This window comes from Paenibacillus sp. Cedars (assembly GCF_003184205.1).
In the GTDB taxonomy this organism is placed as follows: Bacteria; Bacillota; Bacilli; order Paenibacillales; family Paenibacillaceae; genus Paenibacillus_AQ; species Paenibacillus_AQ glucanolyticus.
The window spans coordinates 5736919-5754979 of sequence record NZ_CP020866.1 but is presented as its reverse complement, the minus strand read 5'-3'; the positions used below and the strand labels follow the sequence as shown (position 1 = coordinate 5754979).

20 protein-coding genes are annotated in these 18061 nt (G+C 52.7%); 15 read left to right on the top strand and 5 right to left on the bottom strand.

What is annotated here, in order from left to right; all coding sequences use genetic code 11:
- The first annotated feature begins 40 nt into the window (after positions 1 to 40).
- The 11 genes from hisG (at position 41) to trxB (ending at position 10448) form a co-directional block, all read left to right on the top strand.
- Positions 41 to 688: an ATP phosphoribosyltransferase gene (gene hisG, locus B9D94_RS27725; protein WP_006207521.1), complete on the top strand. Its 648-nt coding sequence runs from the start codon at positions 41 to 43 to the stop codon at positions 686 to 688.
- A gap of 31 nt (positions 689 to 719) precedes the next feature.
- The gene (gene hisD, locus B9D94_RS27720; RefSeq protein ID WP_148248492.1) at positions 720 to 2003 is read left to right on the top strand and encodes a histidinol dehydrogenase; all 1284 of its coding nucleotides are present in this window, start codon (positions 720 to 722) and stop codon (positions 2001 to 2003) included.
- Positions 2004 to 2064: 61 nt separating this feature from the next.
- The gene (hisB, locus tag B9D94_RS27715; protein WP_172964085.1) at positions 2065 to 2673 is read left to right on the top strand and encodes an imidazoleglycerol-phosphate dehydratase HisB; all 609 of its coding nucleotides are present in this window, start codon (positions 2065 to 2067) and stop codon (positions 2671 to 2673) included.
- Positions 2674 to 2676: 3 nt separating this feature from the next.
- The gene (gene hisH, locus B9D94_RS27710) at positions 2677 to 3288 is read left to right on the top strand and encodes an imidazole glycerol phosphate synthase subunit HisH (RefSeq protein WP_006207523.1); all 612 of its coding nucleotides are present in this window, start codon (positions 2677 to 2679) and stop codon (positions 3286 to 3288) included.
- 36 nt (positions 3289 to 3324) lie between these two features.
- Positions 3325 to 4056 carry a 1-(5-phosphoribosyl)-5-[(5-phosphoribosylamino)methylideneamino]imidazole-4-carboxamide isomerase gene (gene hisA, locus B9D94_RS27705; protein ID WP_172964006.1) on the top strand — a complete coding sequence of 244 codons (732 nt, stop codon included), beginning with the start codon at positions 3325 to 3327 and terminating at the stop codon, positions 4054 to 4056.
- Positions 4057 to 4124: 68 nt separating this feature from the next.
- Positions 4125 to 4883 (top strand): imidazole glycerol phosphate synthase subunit HisF, encoded by a 759-nt coding sequence (gene hisF, locus B9D94_RS27700; RefSeq protein ID WP_036644201.1) that lies wholly within the window; start codon positions 4125 to 4127, stop codon positions 4881 to 4883.
- Entirely contained in the window at positions 4880 to 5584 is a 705-nt protein-coding gene (hisIE, locus tag B9D94_RS27695; protein WP_036644203.1) for a bifunctional phosphoribosyl-AMP cyclohydrolase/phosphoribosyl-ATP diphosphatase HisIE, read from the top strand. Before hisF ends, hisIE begins: the two co-directional genes overlap by 4 nt.
- Positions 5585 to 5598: 14 nt before the next feature.
- Positions 5599 to 6438: a histidinol-phosphatase HisJ gene (hisJ, locus tag B9D94_RS27690; RefSeq protein ID WP_006207527.1), complete on the top strand. Its 840-nt coding sequence runs from the start codon at positions 5599 to 5601 to the stop codon at positions 6436 to 6438.
- Between the two features lie 169 nt (positions 6439 to 6607).
- A complete protein-coding gene (locus tag B9D94_RS27685) occupies positions 6608 to 7558 on the top strand; it encodes a ribose-phosphate diphosphokinase (protein WP_006207528.1) in 951 nt (316 codons plus the stop codon).
- An 80-nt stretch (positions 7559 to 7638) separates the two neighbouring features.
- Positions 7639 to 9384, top strand: a complete 1746-nt coding sequence (locus tag B9D94_RS27680; RefSeq protein WP_036644208.1) for a tetratricopeptide repeat protein — start codon at positions 7639 to 7641, stop codon at positions 9382 to 9384.
- 110 nt (positions 9385 to 9494) lie between these two features.
- Positions 9495 to 10448 (top strand): thioredoxin-disulfide reductase, encoded by a 954-nt coding sequence (trxB, locus tag B9D94_RS27675; RefSeq protein WP_006207530.1) that lies wholly within the window; start codon positions 9495 to 9497, stop codon positions 10446 to 10448.
- Between the two features lie 135 nt (positions 10449 to 10583).
- Here the strand turns inward: trxB and B9D94_RS27670 are convergent, their stop codons facing one another.
- Both B9D94_RS27670 and B9D94_RS27665 read right to left on the bottom strand, forming a co-directional pair.
- The gene (locus B9D94_RS27670) at positions 10584 to 11087 is read right to left on the bottom strand and encodes a spore coat protein (RefSeq protein WP_100086454.1); all 504 of its coding nucleotides are present in this window, start codon (positions 11085 to 11087) and stop codon (positions 10584 to 10586) included.
- A gap of 82 nt (positions 11088 to 11169) precedes the next feature.
- Complete coding sequence (locus tag B9D94_RS27665) at positions 11170 to 11622, bottom strand: GNAT family N-acetyltransferase (protein WP_006207532.1); 453 nt, start codon at positions 11620 to 11622, stop codon at positions 11170 to 11172.
- Between the two features lie 183 nt (positions 11623 to 11805).
- Here B9D94_RS27665 and B9D94_RS27660 point away from each other — a divergent pair, with 183 nt between their 5' ends.
- The 4 genes from B9D94_RS27660 (at position 11806) to B9D94_RS27645 (ending at position 14726) form a co-directional block, all read left to right on the top strand.
- A complete protein-coding gene (locus B9D94_RS27660) occupies positions 11806 to 12624 on the top strand; it encodes a helix-turn-helix domain-containing protein (RefSeq protein ID WP_036644210.1) in 819 nt (272 codons plus the stop codon).
- A 176-nt stretch (positions 12625 to 12800) separates the two neighbouring features.
- Complete coding sequence (locus B9D94_RS27655) at positions 12801 to 13580, top strand: aminoglycoside 3'-phosphotransferase (protein ID WP_148248490.1); 780 nt, start codon at positions 12801 to 12803, stop codon at positions 13578 to 13580.
- Positions 13581 to 13607: 27 nt separating this feature from the next.
- Positions 13608 to 14102: a GNAT family N-acetyltransferase gene (locus B9D94_RS27650; protein WP_148248489.1), complete on the top strand. Its 495-nt coding sequence runs from the start codon at positions 13608 to 13610 to the stop codon at positions 14100 to 14102.
- A gap of 45 nt (positions 14103 to 14147) precedes the next feature.
- Entirely contained in the window at positions 14148 to 14726 is a 579-nt protein-coding gene (locus B9D94_RS27645; protein ID WP_148248488.1) for a GNAT family N-acetyltransferase, read from the top strand.
- Positions 14727 to 14786: 60 nt separating this feature from the next.
- Here the strand turns inward: B9D94_RS27645 and B9D94_RS27640 are convergent, their stop codons facing one another.
- Genes B9D94_RS27640 through B9D94_RS27630 form a run of 3 tightly spaced genes read right to left on the bottom strand, consistent with a single transcriptional unit; the run spans position 14787 to position 18058 of the window.
- On the bottom strand, positions 14787 to 15035 hold the full coding sequence (locus B9D94_RS27640) for a hypothetical protein (RefSeq protein ID WP_006207537.1): 249 nt from the start codon (positions 15033 to 15035) through the stop codon (positions 14787 to 14789).
- Between the two features lie 41 nt (positions 15036 to 15076).
- Positions 15077 to 16498: an NAD-dependent malic enzyme gene (locus B9D94_RS27635; RefSeq protein ID WP_063478259.1), complete on the bottom strand. Its 1422-nt coding sequence runs from the start codon at positions 16496 to 16498 to the stop codon at positions 15077 to 15079.
- A 33-nt stretch (positions 16499 to 16531) separates the two neighbouring features.
- Positions 16532 to 18058, bottom strand: a complete 1527-nt coding sequence (locus B9D94_RS27630; protein WP_006207539.1) for a tripartite tricarboxylate transporter permease — start codon at positions 18056 to 18058, stop codon at positions 16532 to 16534.
- Positions 18059 to 18061 lie beyond the last annotated feature (3 nt).

The following is an 18061-nucleotide window of genomic DNA, read 5'->3' as shown; positions in this document are numbered from 1 at the left end:
ATTCATCTTTTATATAAGTTAAGGTTAGGAGGATTTGAACGTGGCGGAAACGTTGAAAGTAGCGATGCCCAAAGGGCGTATATATAAAAAAGCATCCGCGCTGTTCCGTTCGGCCGGACTACCGATTCCCCTCGATGTGGATGAAACGCGAAAGCTGGTCATTTCCTTGCCGGAGGCAGGAATGGAATTTATTCTAGCGAAGCCGGTGGATGTGCCGACTTATGTGGAATACGGTGTCGCCGATATCGGTATCGTGGGCAAGGATGTGCTGATGGAGGAGAACAAAGACGTTTATGAGCTGCTCGATCTCGGAATCGCGCGGTGCAGGATGTCGGTTATTGGCTTGCCAGATTGGAAGCCGGGCATTACTCAGCGGGTGGCAACCAAATATCCGAATGTGGCATCACAGTATTTCCGTGAGCAGGGTCAGCAGGTCGAGGTGGTTAAGCTGAATGGTTCCATTGAGCTTGCACCGCTCATCGGCTTGGCAGATCGTATTGTCGATATGGTCGAGACGGGTCAGACACTCAAGGAGAACGGACTGGTGGAGATGACCAGCATTTTTGAAATTACGAGTCGTCTCATTGCCAATCGTGTGAGCTATCGGATGAAGAATGATGAAATTCAGGCATTGTGCGATCGGCTGCACAAGGCCATCATGTCTGAGGGAGCTCATGTTTCACGGTAGGGATCATGCAGCGGGATAGGGGGAGATTAAGGTGAAGGTTGTATCAGCACAGGATTTTAAGCTGAAGCGGGAGACCGATTATGGCACACCGGAGCAGAACGAAGTCGTTAAGGCGATTGTGCGGGATATCCGAATCGAAGGGGATGCTGCCTTGCTGCGGCATACTGAGCAATTGGATCGCATCCATCTGACTGCGGACCAGCTTCGCGTAACGGAGGAAGAGCTCAAAGCGGCTTATGGTCATGTGGAGCCTTCGTTCGTGAAGGCGATTCAGGCAGCAGCGGATAACATTCGTAGATTTCATGTGAAGCAGAAACGAAATTCCTGGATGGATTTTCAAGCTGATGGCAGCATACTGGGACAGATCATTCGTCCGTTGCAGCGTGTGGGTGTATATGTACCTGGCGGAAAAGCGGCATATCCCTCATCGGTCCTGATGAATGTCATCCCTGCCCAAGTGGCGGGAGTTCCCGAGATTGTCATGGTGACGCCACCTTCGACCGGCGGTCAGGATGGAATCAATCCTTATATCCTGGTGGCTGCTGCGGAGGCTGGCGTTACGGAAATCTACCGCGTAGGAGGAGCACAAGCGATAGCTGCGCTGGCTTATGGAACGGAGACCATCTCTCCTGTCGATAAAATTTGCGGACCTGGCAACATTTACGTGGCGCTGGCCAAGCGTGAAGTGTACGGTGCGGTCAATATTGACAGCCTGGCCGGTCCGAGCGAGATTGCGGTATTGGCCGACGACAGTGCGGATGCTTCCTATATAGCGGCGGATTTGCTCTCCCAGGCGGAGCATGATGAGATGGCTTCCGCTATTCTGGTGACACCTTCCCGCAAGCTGGGTGAAGCCGTTGTCGCTGAAGTGCAGCGACAGCTCGAGCTGCTGCCGCGACGTGATATTGCCCGTGCTTCCGTGGACAGTTACGGCGCGGTGATCATAACCGAGTCCCTGAGGGAAGGAATCGAAGTCATTAACCGGCTGGCGCCGGAGCATCTGGAGATTGTGACGGAGGAGCCGATGGCGATCGTGGGCCAGATTGAGAATGCGGGAGCTATCTTCCTAGGACCATACAGCTCCGAGCCGGTGGGCGATTATTTTGCGGGACCGAATCATATCATTCCGACAAATGGTACGGCACGGTTTGCATCGCCGGTCGATCTGGACGATTTTATTAAAAAATCCAGCTTGATCTACTATAGCAAAGAAGCCTTGCTGCGTGACGGTGAGCAGATTATGGAGCTGGCGCGCCGTGAAGGATTTGAGGGTCATGCCCGGGCGATCGGGATTCGGCTTGATCATGAACGATAAACAGCAGAGAAGAACAAAAGTCATCCATTTAGTATGGATATCCGTATAGAGGAGGCAATCAATCGTGAGTAGTTTGGATGCAGCAGCAAGATCAGCCGGCGTGAGCCGCAAAACCAATGAGACCGACATTACCCTGGATTTCAATGTAGACGGCACCGGGATCTCCGAATTGGAAACCGATGTACCGTTCCTGAATCATATGCTGGATTTGTTTACGAAGCATGGTCACTTTGATCTTCGCGTGAAGGCAAAAGGGGACATCGAGATTGATGATCACCACACGGTGGAGGATATCGGGATTTGCCTGGGGCAGACGTTCCGCGAGGCGTTGGGCGATAAAAAAGGGATTAAGCGGTACGCCAGTGTGTTTGTACCGATGGATGAGGCGCTTGCTCAAGTCATCGTGGATATCAGCAACCGTCCGCATTTTGAGTATCGGGCCGAGTATCCTTCGCAGCAGGTCGGTTCCTTCCATACCGAGCTCGTGCATGAATTTCTGTGGAAATTGGCGCTGGAAGCCCGGATCACGCTGCATGTCATCGTTCATTACGGACACAATACACACCATATGATTGAAGCGGTGTTTAAGGCACTGGGCCGTGCATTGGATGAGGCGACCAGCGTGGATCCGCGGGTGACCGGCGTGCCCTCCACGAAGGGAGTGCTCTAATCGATGGCGATTGCAATTGTGGATTACGGCATGGGCAACCTGCACAGCGTTGGCAAAGCGGTGGAGCGGCTTGGGTATAAGCCGCTTGTCACCGGGGAGCGGGATGAAATCTTAGCTGCAGATGGTATTATCCTTCCCGGCGTCGGCGCATTCGGAGATGCCATGGAGCAGCTGCGCGAAACCTCGCTGGACTCGGTCATGAAGGAAGCTGCGGACGCAGGGAAGCCTCTGCTTGGGATCTGCCTTGGCATGCAGCTCCTGTTTAGCCGAAGCGAAGAGCACGGGAATCATGAAGGGCTGAATATTTTGCCCGGATCGGTTGTGCGGTTTGCGGGTGGCGACTATAAAGTGCCGCATATGGGCTGGAATTCATTGCAGTTCGAGAAGCGGGAGCATCCGCTGTTTGCGGGGCTTGAGGAAGGTCATGTGTATTTTGTCCACTCGTATCATGTTCTTCCTGAGGTTCAGACCGATTTGCTGGCGGCTACCGATTATGGCCAACCAGTGACGGCCATAGTAGGCCGGGGTTCTGTGTACGGCATGCAGTTTCACCCGGAGAAGAGCGGGGAGCTCGGCATGAGTTTGCTTCGTAATTTCTTGCTTTTAACGACGTAAGGCTACCAAATAGACCAAAGGAAAGTGGGAATGGGGATGTCCTCTTTTATCATATATCCGGCAATCGATATTCGCGGAGGTAAGTGCGTCAGGCTCGTTCAGGGCGATTATAATCAAGAAACGGTATACAATGACAATCCGCTAGAGGTGGCAAAATCGTGGGAGGAGCAGGGCGGCCGATTCATTCATCTGGTGGATTTGGACGGAGCGAAGGCGGGTCAACCGATCAATCACGATATCATTGGGAGAATCGCGGCAAGTGTCCAGGTTCCGGTTCAAGTAGGAGGAGGCCTTCGCACGCTGGCGGATGTGGAGCGGCTGCTCACACTAGGCGTAAGCCGGGTCATTATCGGTACAGCTGCCATCGAGGATCGCGTCTTTACGGAAGAGGTGCTGGGCAAGTACGGTGATAAGGTGGCTATCGGAATCGATGCCCGTAACGGATATGTCGCAACACGTGGCTGGCTGGAAACATCCGAGGTGCAGGCCGAGGTGCTGGCAAAAGAACTGGCATCCAAAGGGGCGGAAACCTTCATCTTTACGGACATTTCGCGTGACGGTATGATGCAGGGACCTAGTGTGGAAGCGATTGTCTCGCTTGCGAAAGCCAGCGGCCGTTCGGTTATCGCTTCGGGCGGCGTGACAAAGCTGGACGATCTGCTGGCGCTCAGCGCGCACAGCGGGGACGGTGTAGGCGGAGCCATTGTAGGCAAAGCGCTGTATACAGGCAGCATCGATCTGTATGAGGCTGTTACGAGAATCAAGTAAGGCTGGACTTAGAGGCCGTTCAAATAAGTGGTTGATCGATAGAGTTTATAGAGGAAGAGGGGAACGGCATGCTGGCAAAACGGATCATTCCTTGCCTGGACGTGAAAGACGGCCGGGTGGTGAAGGGTGTTAATTTTGTAAATCTCCGCGATGCGGGCGATCCGGTCGAATTGGCGGCGCTCTATGACCGTGAAGGCGCAGACGAGCTTGTCTTTCTGGATATTTCGGCATCGGTAGAGGGCCGGGCAACGATGGAGGAAGTTGTTCGCCGAACGGCCGGAGAAATCGCCATACCTTTTACCGTTGGGGGGGGCATTTCGTCTGTCGAGGACATGAAGCGGATTCTGCGGGCAGGCGCGGATAAAATCGGGGTGAACACGGCGGCGGTAAGACAGCCGGAGCTCATCTCGGCCGGAGCGCGCAAATTCGGCTCCCAATGCATCGTTGTGGCGATTGATGCCAAGTACAACGAAACGTGGGAAGAATGGGAAGTATACACGCATGGCGGACGTACGCCTACCGGCATTAAAGCGCTGGACTGGGTGAAGCAGGCGGAGAGTTTAGGTGCGGGCGAGATTTTGTTAACCAGTATGGATGCCGATGGCACTAAGGACGGGTTCGATCTGGCGCTGACGTCGGCTGTATCCTCGGCGGTAGGGATCCCGGTCATCGCTTCCGGCGGCGCTGGGCGTGAGGATCACTTCTATGATGTGTTCACAACAGGCAAAGCGGATGCGGGTCTGGCGGCAACGATATTCCACTATAAAGAAATCTCGATCCCTCATCTGAAGTTGCATCTTAGTCAAAAAGGAGTGGAGATACGGTGAGCGACGATATGTTGAAAGATTTATCTCTGGAGCAGGTCAGCGAGCATATTCGATGGGACGGGGCAGGCCTGGTACCGACGATCGTACAGGATGCACAGAGCAAGGAGGTGCTGATGATGGCTTATATGAACCGGGAATCGCTGCGATTAACGCTGGAAAGCGGCGAGACTTGGTTCTGGAGCCGTTCGCGTGAGGAGTTGTGGCATAAAGGGGCCACCTCCGGGAACGTGCAGACGGTGGTTTCCATGACGTATGACTGTGATGGGGACACCCTCTTGGTGAAGGTGAATCCGAACGGACCGGCCTGCCATACCGGTCAAACGACCTGCTTCCATAATGAGATTACCGTTCCGGGTCAACAGAGTGAGCCTGCCAATCAGGGTACCGCGGCGGAATCTGGGGAGCGCTTTGCCGTTCTTGCCGAGCTGGAAGAGGTCATTGCCCAGCGTGAGATCGAGCGTCCGGAAGGCGCTTATACGACCTATTTGTTTGATAAAGGCGTTGATAAGATCCTCAAGAAGGTGGGCGAAGAGGCCTCGGAAACGATCATCGCTGCCAAAAATAAAGACAATGCCGAGCTTAAACTTGAAATCAGCGATCTGATCTACCACCTGCTGGTGCTCCTGCAGGAACGGAAGCTGCCGCTGGATGAGATCATGGATGAGCTGAGCCGCCGCCATGAACGGCCGCGCCGCGATTAGGAGGAGAGCTGCCCATGCATATAGATTACCATACCCACCATGCCCGCTGCGGACATGCTGAAGGCCAGCTGGAGGAGTATGTGCGGCGCGCTGTTGAGCTTGGGATGGATCAACTGGGTTTGTCGGATCACATGCCCTTAATCCACGTCAATCCAGAGGACTATTACCCTGAAATGGCGATGCCGATGGACGAGCTGCCGCGTTACGTGGAGGAATGCTTGCTGTTAAAGGATCGTTACAGGGGACAGATCGACATTCGGATCGGACTTGAAGGCGATTATATCGAGGGATATGAAGAACAAATCGAGCGAATCGTGAGGGACTATCCCTGGGATTATGTGATAGGCTCCGTACACTTTCTGGGAGAATGGGACATCACGGATTATCGCCAGACCCACGGCTGGGATGGCAAGGATCCGCTTGAGGTCTACGGTCAATATTATGATGCGGTACAGAAAGCCGCCGCAACCGGATTCTATGATATCATGGGCCATCTGGACGTGATTAAACGATTCGGATATGGACCAGGTCCCGATCAGAAGCTGGACGTGATCGCTCTGGAACAAGCAGCGCTTGCTGCCGTAGCTCACAGCGGGACTGCCATGGAGCTGAATGCTTCCGGATTATCGAAGGCATGCGAGGAAATGTTCCCAAGCCGCCGCATGCTGGAGGAAGCGGTCCGACTCGGTATCCCGTTGACTTTAGGGTCGGATGCCCATCAGCCGAAGAAGCTCGGTGAACATCTGGATCAGGCACGGGCACTGTTATCCGAGCTGGGTGTTCGGGAAATCGCAACCTTCCGTAACCGGAAGCGGGAGATGGTGCTTTTGAATGTGGGAGAAAACAATGTATAATAAAGACAAGCACTAATTGCAAACAGGTTCATTGCAGACGGCTGTTTTCCTCTCCAGAAGACCCTCATCGACGGGTGCAGGAGACGGGAACGGCCTGATTTGACGATAGCGCTTTCAAACCATCGTTGCGTCAGCCGACCATATAAACCACTCTCGTCAGGAGGTCCTCATGTATCGTTCACTACGATTGTTCGCCGGAACTTCCAATCCGACGCTGGCGGCAAGCATCAGCCAGCAGTTGGGAGTTGAACTCGGGAAGATCAAAATTTCCCGCTTTCAGAGTGGCGAAGTTTACGTGCATTATGAAGAGAGCATCCGCAATTGCGATGTCTTTCTGCTCCAGTCCTTTTCTCACCCGATCAATGAAATGTTTGTGGAACTGCTGGTGATGATTGATGCCGCCAAACGTGCATCCGCCCGAACGATTAATATCATTGTGCCTTATTACGGTTATGCCAGACAGGAACGCAAATCGGCCCCGCGCGAGCCGATATCCGCAAAAATGGTAGCTGATGTGCTTACCACCGCCGGGGCCAACCGAGTCATCACAATTGATCTGCATGCGCCAGCTATACAGGGCTTCTTCAATATCCCGGTGGATCATCTGACTGCGCTGGATTTGATCACGGATTACCTGAAAGCCAAGAATATCGAGAAGCCTGTCATTGTATCTCCGGATGCGGGACGGGCCAAGACAGCGGAGAAGCTCGCAAGCCGCCTGGGTTCGCCGTTTGCCATGATGGTGAAGCAGCGCCCTGCCCATAACGAAGCGGTCATCACCCATGTCATTGGGGATGTGGCGGATCGTACGCCCATCATTATCGAGGACTTGATTGATACGGGATCAACGATCGTACAAGTGGTAGAAGGTCTGAAGGAGCGCGGGGCCCAAGATGCCATTGTATGCGCGACCCATGGACTCTTCTCCGGGGAAGCTTTGACCCGGCTTGATCATGCACATATCGAGGAAATAGTTATTACAGACTCGATTGCGCTCCCTGAGCATCACTGTAAGATGCGGCTGAAGGTGCTGTCCATTGCGCCTATGCTGGCACAGGCATCTCATATCATTATCGAGGGCGGATCGATCGCCACTTTATTCAAAGACGCCGGTGTGTAAACTGGTGTCTTTTTTCTGCAAATGACATTGTAACTTGTGTTATACTGTTCTGGATAGAGGAGCAAGTTAAAGGAGGTGCCTTGCTTTTCGTGAATGGTAATCCATATGGGTCCAGTGACCCCCACAATGTTATATCTATCGAGATGAATGCCAATTTTTTCTTCGATCGCGCGGTTCGTTCGCTTGATCGTTACCAATATGACAAGGCTCTGAAGTATTTTCGCAAAGCTGTTGAATATGAACCGGATAATCCGGTGAATCATTGCAATATGGCGGGTATATTATCAGAGACGGGAGATTATAAAGCTTCGAACGATGTTCTAGCTCACATCCTGGAGCAGGTGGACCCGTTGATGACAGAATGCTATTTCTATATGGCGAACAATTACGCTAATATGGAACAGTTTGAGAAGGCGGAAGAGGCGCTTGTCACTTATCTGGAGGAAGATCCGAACGGCCAGTTTCTGGATGAGGCGGAAGAGATGATGGAACTGCTTCATTATGAGCTTAACCGTCCTGCCAAGCTGAACCGGATCAAGAGTCGTGAAGGCGTGGTCGAGCATGAGCATGCGCGGGCACTGCTTGAGGAAGGCAAGTTCGCACAAGCGGTCAAGCTATTGGAGGAGATCGTCAAGGATTACCCGGATTTTCTGGCTGCGCGCAATAATCTGGCTCTGGCTTATTATTATATGGGGCGTTTCGACACAGCGAAGCGTACCATTGGCGAGGTGCTGGATCAGGAGCCGGGCAATCTGCACGGATTGTGCAATCTGGCCATCTTCTTTCAGCATGAAGGAAATCAGGAGCAGCGTGACCGTTTAATGGACATGCTAACAGTGACGGTACCTTTTCATCTGGAGCATGTGTTCAAGCTGGCTACGACGATGGGAATACTGGGGCAGCATGAAATTGCGTACGGTCATTTCCGCCGGCTTCTGAAGGATGAGGAGTTCAGCGGCGATCCAAGCCTGTACCATTACACGGCCGTTGCGGCTTGCAACAGCGGTGATTATGACAGGGCCGAGAAATACTGGCGGCAGGCGCTGAAGTTGGACGGAGATTCGGTGATTCCGAATTTCTATCTGGCTCAGCTGCAGAAGCGCAAAGAGACTGGAACAGACCAGATGAAGGTAAGCTACCACTATCATCTTCCATTCGAGGAGCAGTTCAAACGCTGGGAGCATGATGGCGATAAATTGACGGAGGAAGCGAAGCAGAATCCGCTAATTCGCTCTTCTTTCTTCTGGGCGCTGAGACATGGCGATCCGCAGACCAAGCTTCAAGTGATCCGAACCCTGGAATTGATTGCCGATGAAGAGGTGCAGCACGCTCTGCAATCGTTCCTTCAGGAACCGGGAGAGGATGCGGAGCTGAAGGATGCCGCTCGTCTGGTGCTCCAGCAGATGGAGGCCGCCAGCAATCGGCTGAAGGAACGCCGCGATGACCGCGAAACGTCCAGCGGCAAGAGCCGCGAGGTGCTGCCCGACTGGCTGCCGTCCTGGAAGGCGGTGCTGGAGAAGGCCGAACAGACGATGGACATGCGTGTAGATGCCTTCTGGAAAAAAGAGCTGGAGAATCTCTGGTCCGATTTCCTCAGCCGGCTGTATCCTGATATTCCGAGTATTCGGAATGTGGAGGGCTGGGCAGCGGCATTGGAATATTTAACGGCCAAGAAGCGTGGACGCACCCTGACCTATGAACAGGTTGCGGTCCGTTACGGCATTTCGCCATCCACGGTTAGCCGCTACGCGCGTCAAATTGATAGCGTATGTGAAACGAAAGTGCAGCCGGATGATAATTTCCGGCCATTTACGGAAAACATTTAAGTAACAACCCATATTCGGATACTTAGGAGATCTTGGTACGGAAAATTCCGCAAGTCCTGAATAGGATGTAGTGATCAGCAGAAATCATCACCATTAAGGAGGCTGTATATATGTACAAAACAATCGTAATCGGAACTGGACCTGCCGGATTGACGGCAGCCATCTACTTGGCGCGCGCGAACCTGAAGCCGCTTGTGATCGAAGGCATGCAGCCAGGCGGCCAGCTTACGACAACGACGGAGGTTGAGAACTTCCCTGGATTCCCGCAAGGCATTATGGGTCCCGAGCTGATGGATAACATGCGTCAACAGGCGGAGCGCTTCGGTGCAGAGTTCAAGAGTGCATGGGTGGAGTCCGTTGATTTCTCCGAGCGTCCGTTCAAGGTGAATGTCGAGGGAATGGGTGAGCTTCTGGCTGAGTCCGTGATTATCTCGACCGGTGCTTCCGCGAAGTATCTCGGAATTCCCGGAGAGCAGGAGAATGTTGGACGCGGCGTAAGCACGTGCGCAACGTGTGACGGATTCTTCTTCCGCGGGAAAAAAATCGTTGTTATCGGCGGCGGCGATTCTGCAATGGAGGAAGCCAGCTTCCTGACGCGTTTTGCTTCCAGCGTAACGGTCGTGAACCGTCGTACCGAACTGCGTGCATCCAAAATCATGCAGGATCGTGCACGTGAGAACGAGAAAATCGAGTGGGCTCTGGATCGTACGCCTGTTGAGGTGGTTACCAGCGAAACCGGTGTTAAAGGGTTGAAGGTCCGCAACAATGAGACAGGCGGGGAAGAGCTGATTGAAGCGGAAGGCGTGTTCGTAGCGATCGGGCATACCCCGAATACGGGCTTCCTCGGCAATCAAATCACAACCGACCCAACCGGCTATATTCTGGTTACGCCAGGAACTACGGAGACCAACATTCCAGGTGTATTCGCTTGTGGCGACGTTCAGGATACGCGTTATCGCCAAGCGATTACGGCTGCAGGCACTGGCTGTATGGCCGCAATGGACTGCGAGAAGTATCTGGAGGGTCACATGGTGCATGACTGGAGCGAAACGTTGAATAAATAAATCCCTTGCTCTTAAGGATGTATATGGATAAAAAAAGCCCCTGTGCTATACAGCGGAAGGAAGTCTGCGCGAGACGATATCTCGCTTAGCTTCCTGCTGTACAGTCGGGGGCTTTTCGTCGTTGGCTGTAGAAGTTTACATGCCCAATGCCTTATTGGCATTCTTCACGTCATTCTCCAGCAATTCCTTCAGGTTATAAGCCGGATACAGTCCGCGCTCCAGCATATAATTGAATACCTTGGTGTGGAGCTCAATGGCTCTGTGCATCTGTTTGTGGAACGTTTCTTTTAAGCTTGGCGTTGCGGTCTCGGTAATGGCAGAAGCGTAGCCGAGAATTGAGGACTTGGCATAACCCAGCAGCTGACCTGCGTAGAAAGCGGTTAGTTCCGAGTCCGAAAGGCTGCGGGTTCCTGTTGGAGCTTCGGAAAAATAAGGCAGCAATTCCCGCAGGTTCTGCTCGATGTCTCTAATCGCTTCGGCATACAGTGCATGGAGATGTTTATCCTTGATATTATGAATGGACATCTTGAAGCCGATCAGGCTGTTTGTCTGCGAAGCGGTTATTTCATGCAGCTTCATTGTTTCATGCCATGCAAGATGGCTCGGGTTTGGCTTTATGCTCACAATGTTTGCCTCCATTAAGTATGATACATTAGCCTATTCCGGGGAAGGGCGAATGGTGCATTGCATGATTGCATGCATGACATAGCCCTCCTCCATGCTATAAATCTTGTGACAGCCGCACCATGTCACGAAGCCGCATTCCATTCTCATAGATTTCTTCATCATAATGCCGGACAAAAAAGTCCCGATCAATGCCAGTCATCCGAAATCCGCATTTCTGATACAGTGCCAGCTGCGCGACGCCGGTGCTGCCGGTTCCGATCTCTATCGTGGCATATCCAAGAATTCGGGCCTGACCGATGGCATGGTTCACGAGCAGCTTGCCGTATCCTCGGCCATGGAGATTCTCGCTCACGGCGACATTCACGAGCTCGATTGTATCCGGCCTGGTGGGCAGCAGGACGTAGACACCAATCATATTCGATTCATCTTCAGCTACATAACAATGGCCGCGCTTCACATAATCCTCAACGAGTCTTGGCGATGGATCCGCAAGCAACAGCAGGTCCATGGGGGGCATTTCATGGGTATTGAGTTTTCTAATGTTCACGAGTGTTCTCCCTTAAAATTTCATCAGTAATGTAAACAGGTTTATTGTAACATGTCTTTACAGCGCATTCCTGTATTTGGATGATATTCAACTTGCGGTTGAATTCCTCCGGGATTCAATAAGCAGGTTATTGTACGTCCCCCGGAACGCCCCTACAATGTGGTTATTAGGAGCGTGATACATATGAGAGACATGTTAGCCAAAAATATCAACCGTTACCGCAAAGAGCGCGGTCTTACCCAGGAAGCCTTGGCGCACAAGCTGGGCGTGACGTTTCAGGCGGTATCCAAATGGGAGACCGGGCAGACTATGCCTGATGTCGCACTGCTTCCGGAGCTGTCGCAGCTGCTGGAAGTCAGTATGGATAAGCTGTTCGGTTATTCCTCAACAGGCAAATCCCTCAGCATCTATGAGGAGGAGTACAAAACGCCGGACTATTATTGGGGCACGGAGCCGGGCGCAGCCTGCTATCAGGTGCTTGAGATGATTCCTCCGACAAGAAGGATCAAGCTGCTTGACATCGGGTGCGGGGAAGGTAAGGACGCGGTGTTTTTTGCCCGTAATGGCTATGATGTCACTGCCTTCGACATTTCGGATGCGGGGATTGAGAAAACCAAGAGACTGGCCGATCAGATTGGGGTTCACGTGAACGTATTCAAGGCGGATATTTCGGATTACCGTCTGGACTCGGAGTTTGATGTGCTGTATTCCAGTGGCGTGCTGCATTATATCAGACCGGAGTATCGTGAAGAGATCTTTGCCAATTACAAAACATTCACTTCAACAGAGGGACTCCATTGCCTCAACGTATTTGTGCAGAAGCCGTTCATTGCACCTCCTCCGGAGAATGAGCCATACGCTTATGATTGGAGATCCGGGGAGCTGACGATGCATTACCACGATTGGCTGATTCACAGCTGCCCGGAGGTGATATTTGATTGCAACTCGTCCGGCATACCGCATCGGCATGCCATGACCAAGATGCTTGCGCAGAAGGTGTGATGGAAGAGGGCGTTTTGGTGATCAAAAATAGGTTAAACAAAAAAATACCGGCTGTAAGGGAAGGATTAGACCGGTGAATCGCCAATTCATACTGTACAGATCCGAGGCGTTCCGAGGGGGACGTCTTAATTCTAATGAACTGAGGCCGCCGATGGGATGGCAGGTAGGGAGAAGTTATGAAAAGAGTACGTATTCCATTTGATATAAAGACGCTGCCTGTCAGCTTGCAGCCCTATATCCAGGCGGCTGCCGTCTATGACAGCAGCTCCTCGGAACAAGCCAGAACCCTGTACATCAAGGGAGCGAGCCAACCTCTGTTTTTGAAGATAGCGAAAAGGAATGAACTGAAGAGAGAAGGAATGATGTCGGACTATCTACATGGAAAGGGTCTGGCTCCCAAGGTCATGGCTTATGAACAGGATAACGGCAGTGATTACCTGCTGACCGAAGCCCTGCAAGGGGATGACGGTGTATCCGGAGGGCATTTGGAAGATCCGAAGAAGCTGGCTGCCGTATTCGGGGAGAGTCTTCGTTATCTCCATTCTTTATCTGCTGCGGATTGTCCATTTCCGAATCGAACGGCTGAACTTTTGAAAGAGTATCAGGAAAGCCTCATGAGCAAATCAGATAAAATTGGAGCCTTTCCCGGTGGAAGGGAACGGGCTCTGTCCGATCTTGAGAAGCTGGGAGGAACGGCAGTTCATGATGTGCTTCTCCATGGCGACTACTGTCTGCCGAATATCATCATGAGGGATTTCCGCCTCGAGGGATTCGTTGACCTGGGTTATGGCGGGATTGGAGACCTTCATTATGACCTTTATTGGGGCATCTGGACGCTGCGATATAATCTGAGTTGCGATGACTACAAGGATATTTTCCTAAATCATTACGGACGTACCCACTTCGATGCGGAGAGATTGGCTATATGGACTGCACTGACAGACATGATCAACTAACAGAAGAGGAGAAAGGAGGAAATGCATATGAATTCGTATCAGATTCGCGCTGCAGGAATGGAGGACGGGGCATTCTTGCGGGATATGCTGTATGAGTCCCTGTACGTGACTGAAGGAGAGGAGCCTTTTAGCCGGGACGTGCTTGAAGAGCCGTTCATGAAAAAATATGTGGAGAACTGGGGCAGAGCCGGCGATCTGGGTTACATTGCTGAAAATGGTGTCGGCAAGCCGATAGGCTCGATCCATATCCGTTATTTTGATGAAGGGAACAAGGGATTCGGTTATGTCAGCGATGATATTCCGGAGCTCGGGATGGCGCTGCTTCCGGAATCCCGCGGACAAGGAATTGGGACCGCACTCATGAAGGAATTGTTCAGGGGAATGAAGGAGAAGGGAATTCACAAGGTATCGCTTAGCGTAGATCCGGGGAATGCGGCGGCTATGAAACTATATGAACGTTTTGGATTTCTGGAGGTGGGGGTGAGCGGTACCTCTATCACGATGGTTGCAGATGTGGTCTAAAACAAGGAATCTTGAACGACTCATGATGGAGAAGGGTGGATAACGATGCTGGTGTACGAGGCAGGACCGATCACGGTCCGCGAGCTGGAGGAGAGAGATGAGTCATCTTTGGTGTCCTGGCTATCCAACCCGGATGTGCTGCAGTACTATGGGGGAAGGGACCATCCCCATGACCCAGCGCTGGTGAGGGAGCATTTCTACGTGGATGATGAGGAGACTCGGTGTTTGATCGAATATGACGGGAAGCCGATCGGATACATTCAGTTTTATCCCCTGGATGAAGAGGGGCTATATCATTACGGGTATGAGAAGGCTGAAGCCGGTTCCATAGCGTTCGGGATGGATCAGTTCATCGGAGAGCCGATTTATTGGAATCAGGGCATCGGCACGAAACTCGTATCATCCATGGTGGATTATCTCGTGCATCACCGGCAGGCCGAACGTATCGTGATGGATCCGCAAACCTGGAATGAACGTGCCATCGCTTGTTATGAGAAGTGCGGGTTCCGTAAGGTAAGAATGCTGGAGAAGCATGAACTGCATGAGGGAGAGCTTCGGGACTGCTGGATCATAGAATATAGGGGGAAACGCCACCAATCAAATTCATCCGAGGAACCATTATAAACATAATGAAGCGCCCCACGAGCATAATCGGGGGCGCTTTTTATCGGAATATAAGAAGCTCTAATCCTCTTTCAGCTGAAGCTGAAGATGATGCTTCGCGAATACTTCCTGCATGGCGGCTTTCGCTTCCAATTGGTCTGGGCCGTAAACGTACAGAAGGTAGGTTTGATTGCGGTACAGCGTCATGCTTAGGCCCAGTATGCTTTTTACGTCAATATAATGATCCGGCCCCAGGACGAGTACGATGCTTGATGAGAAATCATTTGCCCTCATATTAATGTCCACGATGGCCCTTATGCTGCTTCCCATTAGTGAATCCTCCCCGCTTCATGGAATGGAGTCGATAATCGTTAACGATATTCTCTTGGAATTCTGCGGGCTACTCCTGTCCGGATGGCTGCTCGGATGACGAGGTCCCGGATACCGCTTACGACTTGCTGGTTGAAGACACTCGGGATGATATAGTGCCTGCTTCGTTCCTTGTCCGAGACAGCAGAAGCGATGGCTTCCGCTGCTGCCAGCTTCATCTCCTCGTTGATCGCGGAAGCTCTGCAATCCAGGGCGCCGCGGAAGATGCCGGGGAAGCATAACACGTTATTGATCTGGTTCGGATAATCTGATCGTCCTGTGGCGATTACACCCACGATATCCTCGGCTTCTTCCGGCAGAATCTCCGGTACCGGGTTTGCCATTGCGAAGACAATAGGACGTTCCGCCATGGTTTGAACATGCTCTCTTTTCAGGATTCCCCCGGCCGACAGGCCGATGAATACGTCAGCACCCTGGATGACCTCTTGCAGCGTTCCGGACAATCGATCGGGGTTGGTATGGTTGGCGTACCATTGCCACATCGGATTGTCATACGTCTGATCTGCCGTCAGTGCACCAATGCGATCAACACCGATGATATTCTTCACGCCTGCCGACAACAGTATTTTGCTGCAGGCTATGCCCGCAGCACCGATGCCGCAGACGACCACCTTCAGATCCTCGACCGATTTACCAACGACCTTAAGCGCATTGATCAGGGCAGCGTACAGGACGACGGCTGTTCCGTGCTGATCGTCATGGAATACCGGGATGTCCAGCTCCTCGCGCAGCCGCTGTTCAATCTCGAAGCAGCGCGGTGAGGAGATATCTTCCAGATTAATCCCGCCGAACGCAGGGGCAATGGCTTTGATCGCCGCAATGATGCCCTCGGTATCCTGCGTATCCAGGCAGATGGGGAAGGAGTCCACGTCCGCCAGCTGTTTGAACAGCATCGATTTGCCTTCCATGACCGGCATGGCAGCATATGGACCGATATTGCCGAGTCCCAGGACAGCGCTGCCGTCGGAGATGACGGCGACGGTGTTGCGTTTCACGGTGAGCGTAAACGCCTTGCGCGGCTCCTCATGAATGGCCATGCATACGCGTGCGACATCCGGTGTATACACGCGGGAGAGGTCGTCACGGTTTTGGATCGGCGCTTTCAGCTTGGTCTCGATTTTTCCTCCCAGGTGCAGCAGGAAGGTGCGATCGGACAGATGCTGCAGCCGAACACCCGGCAAGGTGCGGATGCGCTCGGTAATGATGTCGATGTCAACGGTATCGATGACGGTGATGGTGACGTCGCGAATCGTAGTATGACTGCTGGTCTGGATGACGTCAATGGCTACGATGTCGCCGCCAGCCTCAAAGATAGCGGCCGTCACTTGACCAAAGCTTGCTTCTTCCGTATTCATTTCGATTCGGGCAATGACACTTTTGCCGCCTAGTTTGCTGGTATTCATGACTGCCTCCTTGACCTATCGGTATACGTATAGTTAGCCTTCTTCATTCACGACAACTTCTTTGCCTCTGCGCTTCAGCAGAATCGGAACGAGAATCCAGAGAACTGCAATGATGAGGAATGTCAGCGACATCGGCTTCTGCAGGAAAATCATGAAGTCGCCGTTGGATGTGGTTAGTGCCCGGCGCATATTGTTCTCAATCATCGGGCCCAGTACGAGTCCGAGCACGAGCGGGGCCAGCGGGAAGTCATTACGAGCAAGCAGGAAGCCCGCAATGCCGCAGCCGAGCAGCAGGATCAGGTCGAAGATCTGCGCTTGAACGGCATAAACACCGAATATGGAGATGGCAATGATGATCGGGATGAGGTATTTAGCCGGGGTCTGGATGACCTTGGCAAATACTTTGACCAGCGGCATATTCAGTACGAGCAGAAGCAGGTTGCCGATGAGCATGCTGGCAATCAGCCCCCATGCGACTTGAGGATGTTCCTCAAACAGAAGCGGGCCCGGCTGGATGTTATACATGATGAGCGCCCCCATCAGGATGGCGGTGGTGCCGGAGCCCGGTATGCCGAGCGTCAGCAGCGGGATCATAGCGCCTCCGGATGCTGCGTTGTTGGCCGACTCCGGAGCGGCTACGCCTGCGATGTTGCCTTTGCCGAAGGATTCCGGATTTTTGCTGATCTTTTTCTCAACGATATAACTGAAGAAGGAAGCGAGTGTTGCACCGGCGCCCGGCAGAATGCCGATAAAGAAGCCGAGAACGGAACCTCGGGCAATCGGTCCGGCGCTATCCTTCAGATCCTTGCGTGTTGGCAGGATACGGCCGATCTTGGACGTTTGACCCGCAATGTAGTCTCTCTCCAGGATGGATTTGAACACTTCACCAAGGGCAAACAAACCAACGGCAATCGTCAAGAATTCCAGACCGGAGTACAGGATTGGAATGTCGAAGGTGAATCGGGCGACGCCGGATACGGTATCCATGCCGATGGTGGCCAGAAGCAGGCCGAAAACGGTCATAATGAGTGCCTTCGTGATCGATTTCCCCGCAAGCCCGCTCACCGCGCAGAGTCCGAGCAGCATGAGCGAGAAATAATCGGCAGGGCCGAATTTAATCGCAACATTGGATAAAGGCTGTGCCAGCAGGATTAATGCCACAAGCGCAAAGAGCCCGGCTGCAAACGAACCGATGGCAGCGATGGACAGTGCCGGGCCGGCTCTGCCCTGTTTTGCCATCTGATAGCCGTCCAGCGTTGTCACGACAGACGAGGACTCTCCGGGCGTATTGAGCAGGATCGAGGTTGTAGAGCCACCATACATGGCCCCGTAATATACGCCAGCAAGGAGAATGATGGAGCTGGTGGCTGCTGCTTCCGCTGGCAGGCCGCTTGTCATGGAGGCGGTCACCGGGATCAGAAGCGCGACGCCGCTCATCGGACCGATGCCGGGCAGCACGCCGACGGAGGTGCCGATCAGCACGCCGATGAAGGCGAAGAGAAGATTATGCCACTGCAAGGCGGTCATAAAGCCATCCGCCAAATAATCCAAAACGTTCATTGT

Excerpts from the sequence above, each read along its gene's own strand:
- hisH (WP_006207523.1), top strand. The coding sequence starts at position 2,677 with ATGGCGATTGCAATTGTGGATTACGGCATGGGCAACCTGCACAGCGTT.
- hisA (WP_172964006.1), top strand. The coding sequence starts at position 3,325 with ATGTCCTCTTTTATCATATATCCGGCAATCGATATTCGCGGAGGTAAG.
- hisF (WP_036644201.1), top strand. The coding sequence starts at position 4,125 with ATGCTGGCAAAACGGATCATTCCTTGCCTGGACGTGAAAGACGGCCGG.
- hisJ (WP_006207527.1), top strand. The coding sequence starts at position 5,599 with ATGCATATAGATTACCATACCCACCATGCCCGCTGCGGACATGCTGAA.
- B9D94_RS27685 (WP_006207528.1), top strand. The coding sequence starts at position 6,608 with ATGTATCGTTCACTACGATTGTTCGCCGGAACTTCCAATCCGACGCTG.
- trxB (WP_006207530.1), top strand. The coding sequence starts at position 9,495 with ATGTACAAAACAATCGTAATCGGAACTGGACCTGCCGGATTGACGGCA.
- B9D94_RS27670 (WP_100086454.1), bottom strand. The coding sequence starts at position 11,087 with ATGGAGGCAAACATTGTGAGCATAAAGCCAAACCCGAGCCATCTTGCA.
- B9D94_RS27660 (WP_036644210.1), top strand. The coding sequence starts at position 11,806 with ATGAGAGACATGTTAGCCAAAAATATCAACCGTTACCGCAAAGAGCGC.
- B9D94_RS27655 (WP_148248490.1), top strand. The coding sequence starts at position 12,801 with ATGAAAAGAGTACGTATTCCATTTGATATAAAGACGCTGCCTGTCAGC.
- B9D94_RS27650 (WP_148248489.1), top strand. The coding sequence starts at position 13,608 with ATGAATTCGTATCAGATTCGCGCTGCAGGAATGGAGGACGGGGCATTC.
- B9D94_RS27645 (WP_148248488.1), top strand. The coding sequence starts at position 14,148 with ATGCTGGTGTACGAGGCAGGACCGATCACGGTCCGCGAGCTGGAGGAG.
- B9D94_RS27640 (WP_006207537.1), bottom strand. The coding sequence starts at position 15,035 with ATGGGAAGCAGCATAAGGGCCATCGTGGACATTAATATGAGGGCAAAT.
- B9D94_RS27635 (WP_063478259.1), bottom strand. The coding sequence starts at position 16,498 with ATGAATACCAGCAAACTAGGCGGCAAAAGTGTCATTGCCCGAATCGAA.
- B9D94_RS27630 (WP_006207539.1), bottom strand. The coding sequence starts at position 18,058 with ATGAACGTTTTGGATTATTTGGCGGATGGCTTTATGACCGCCTTGCAG.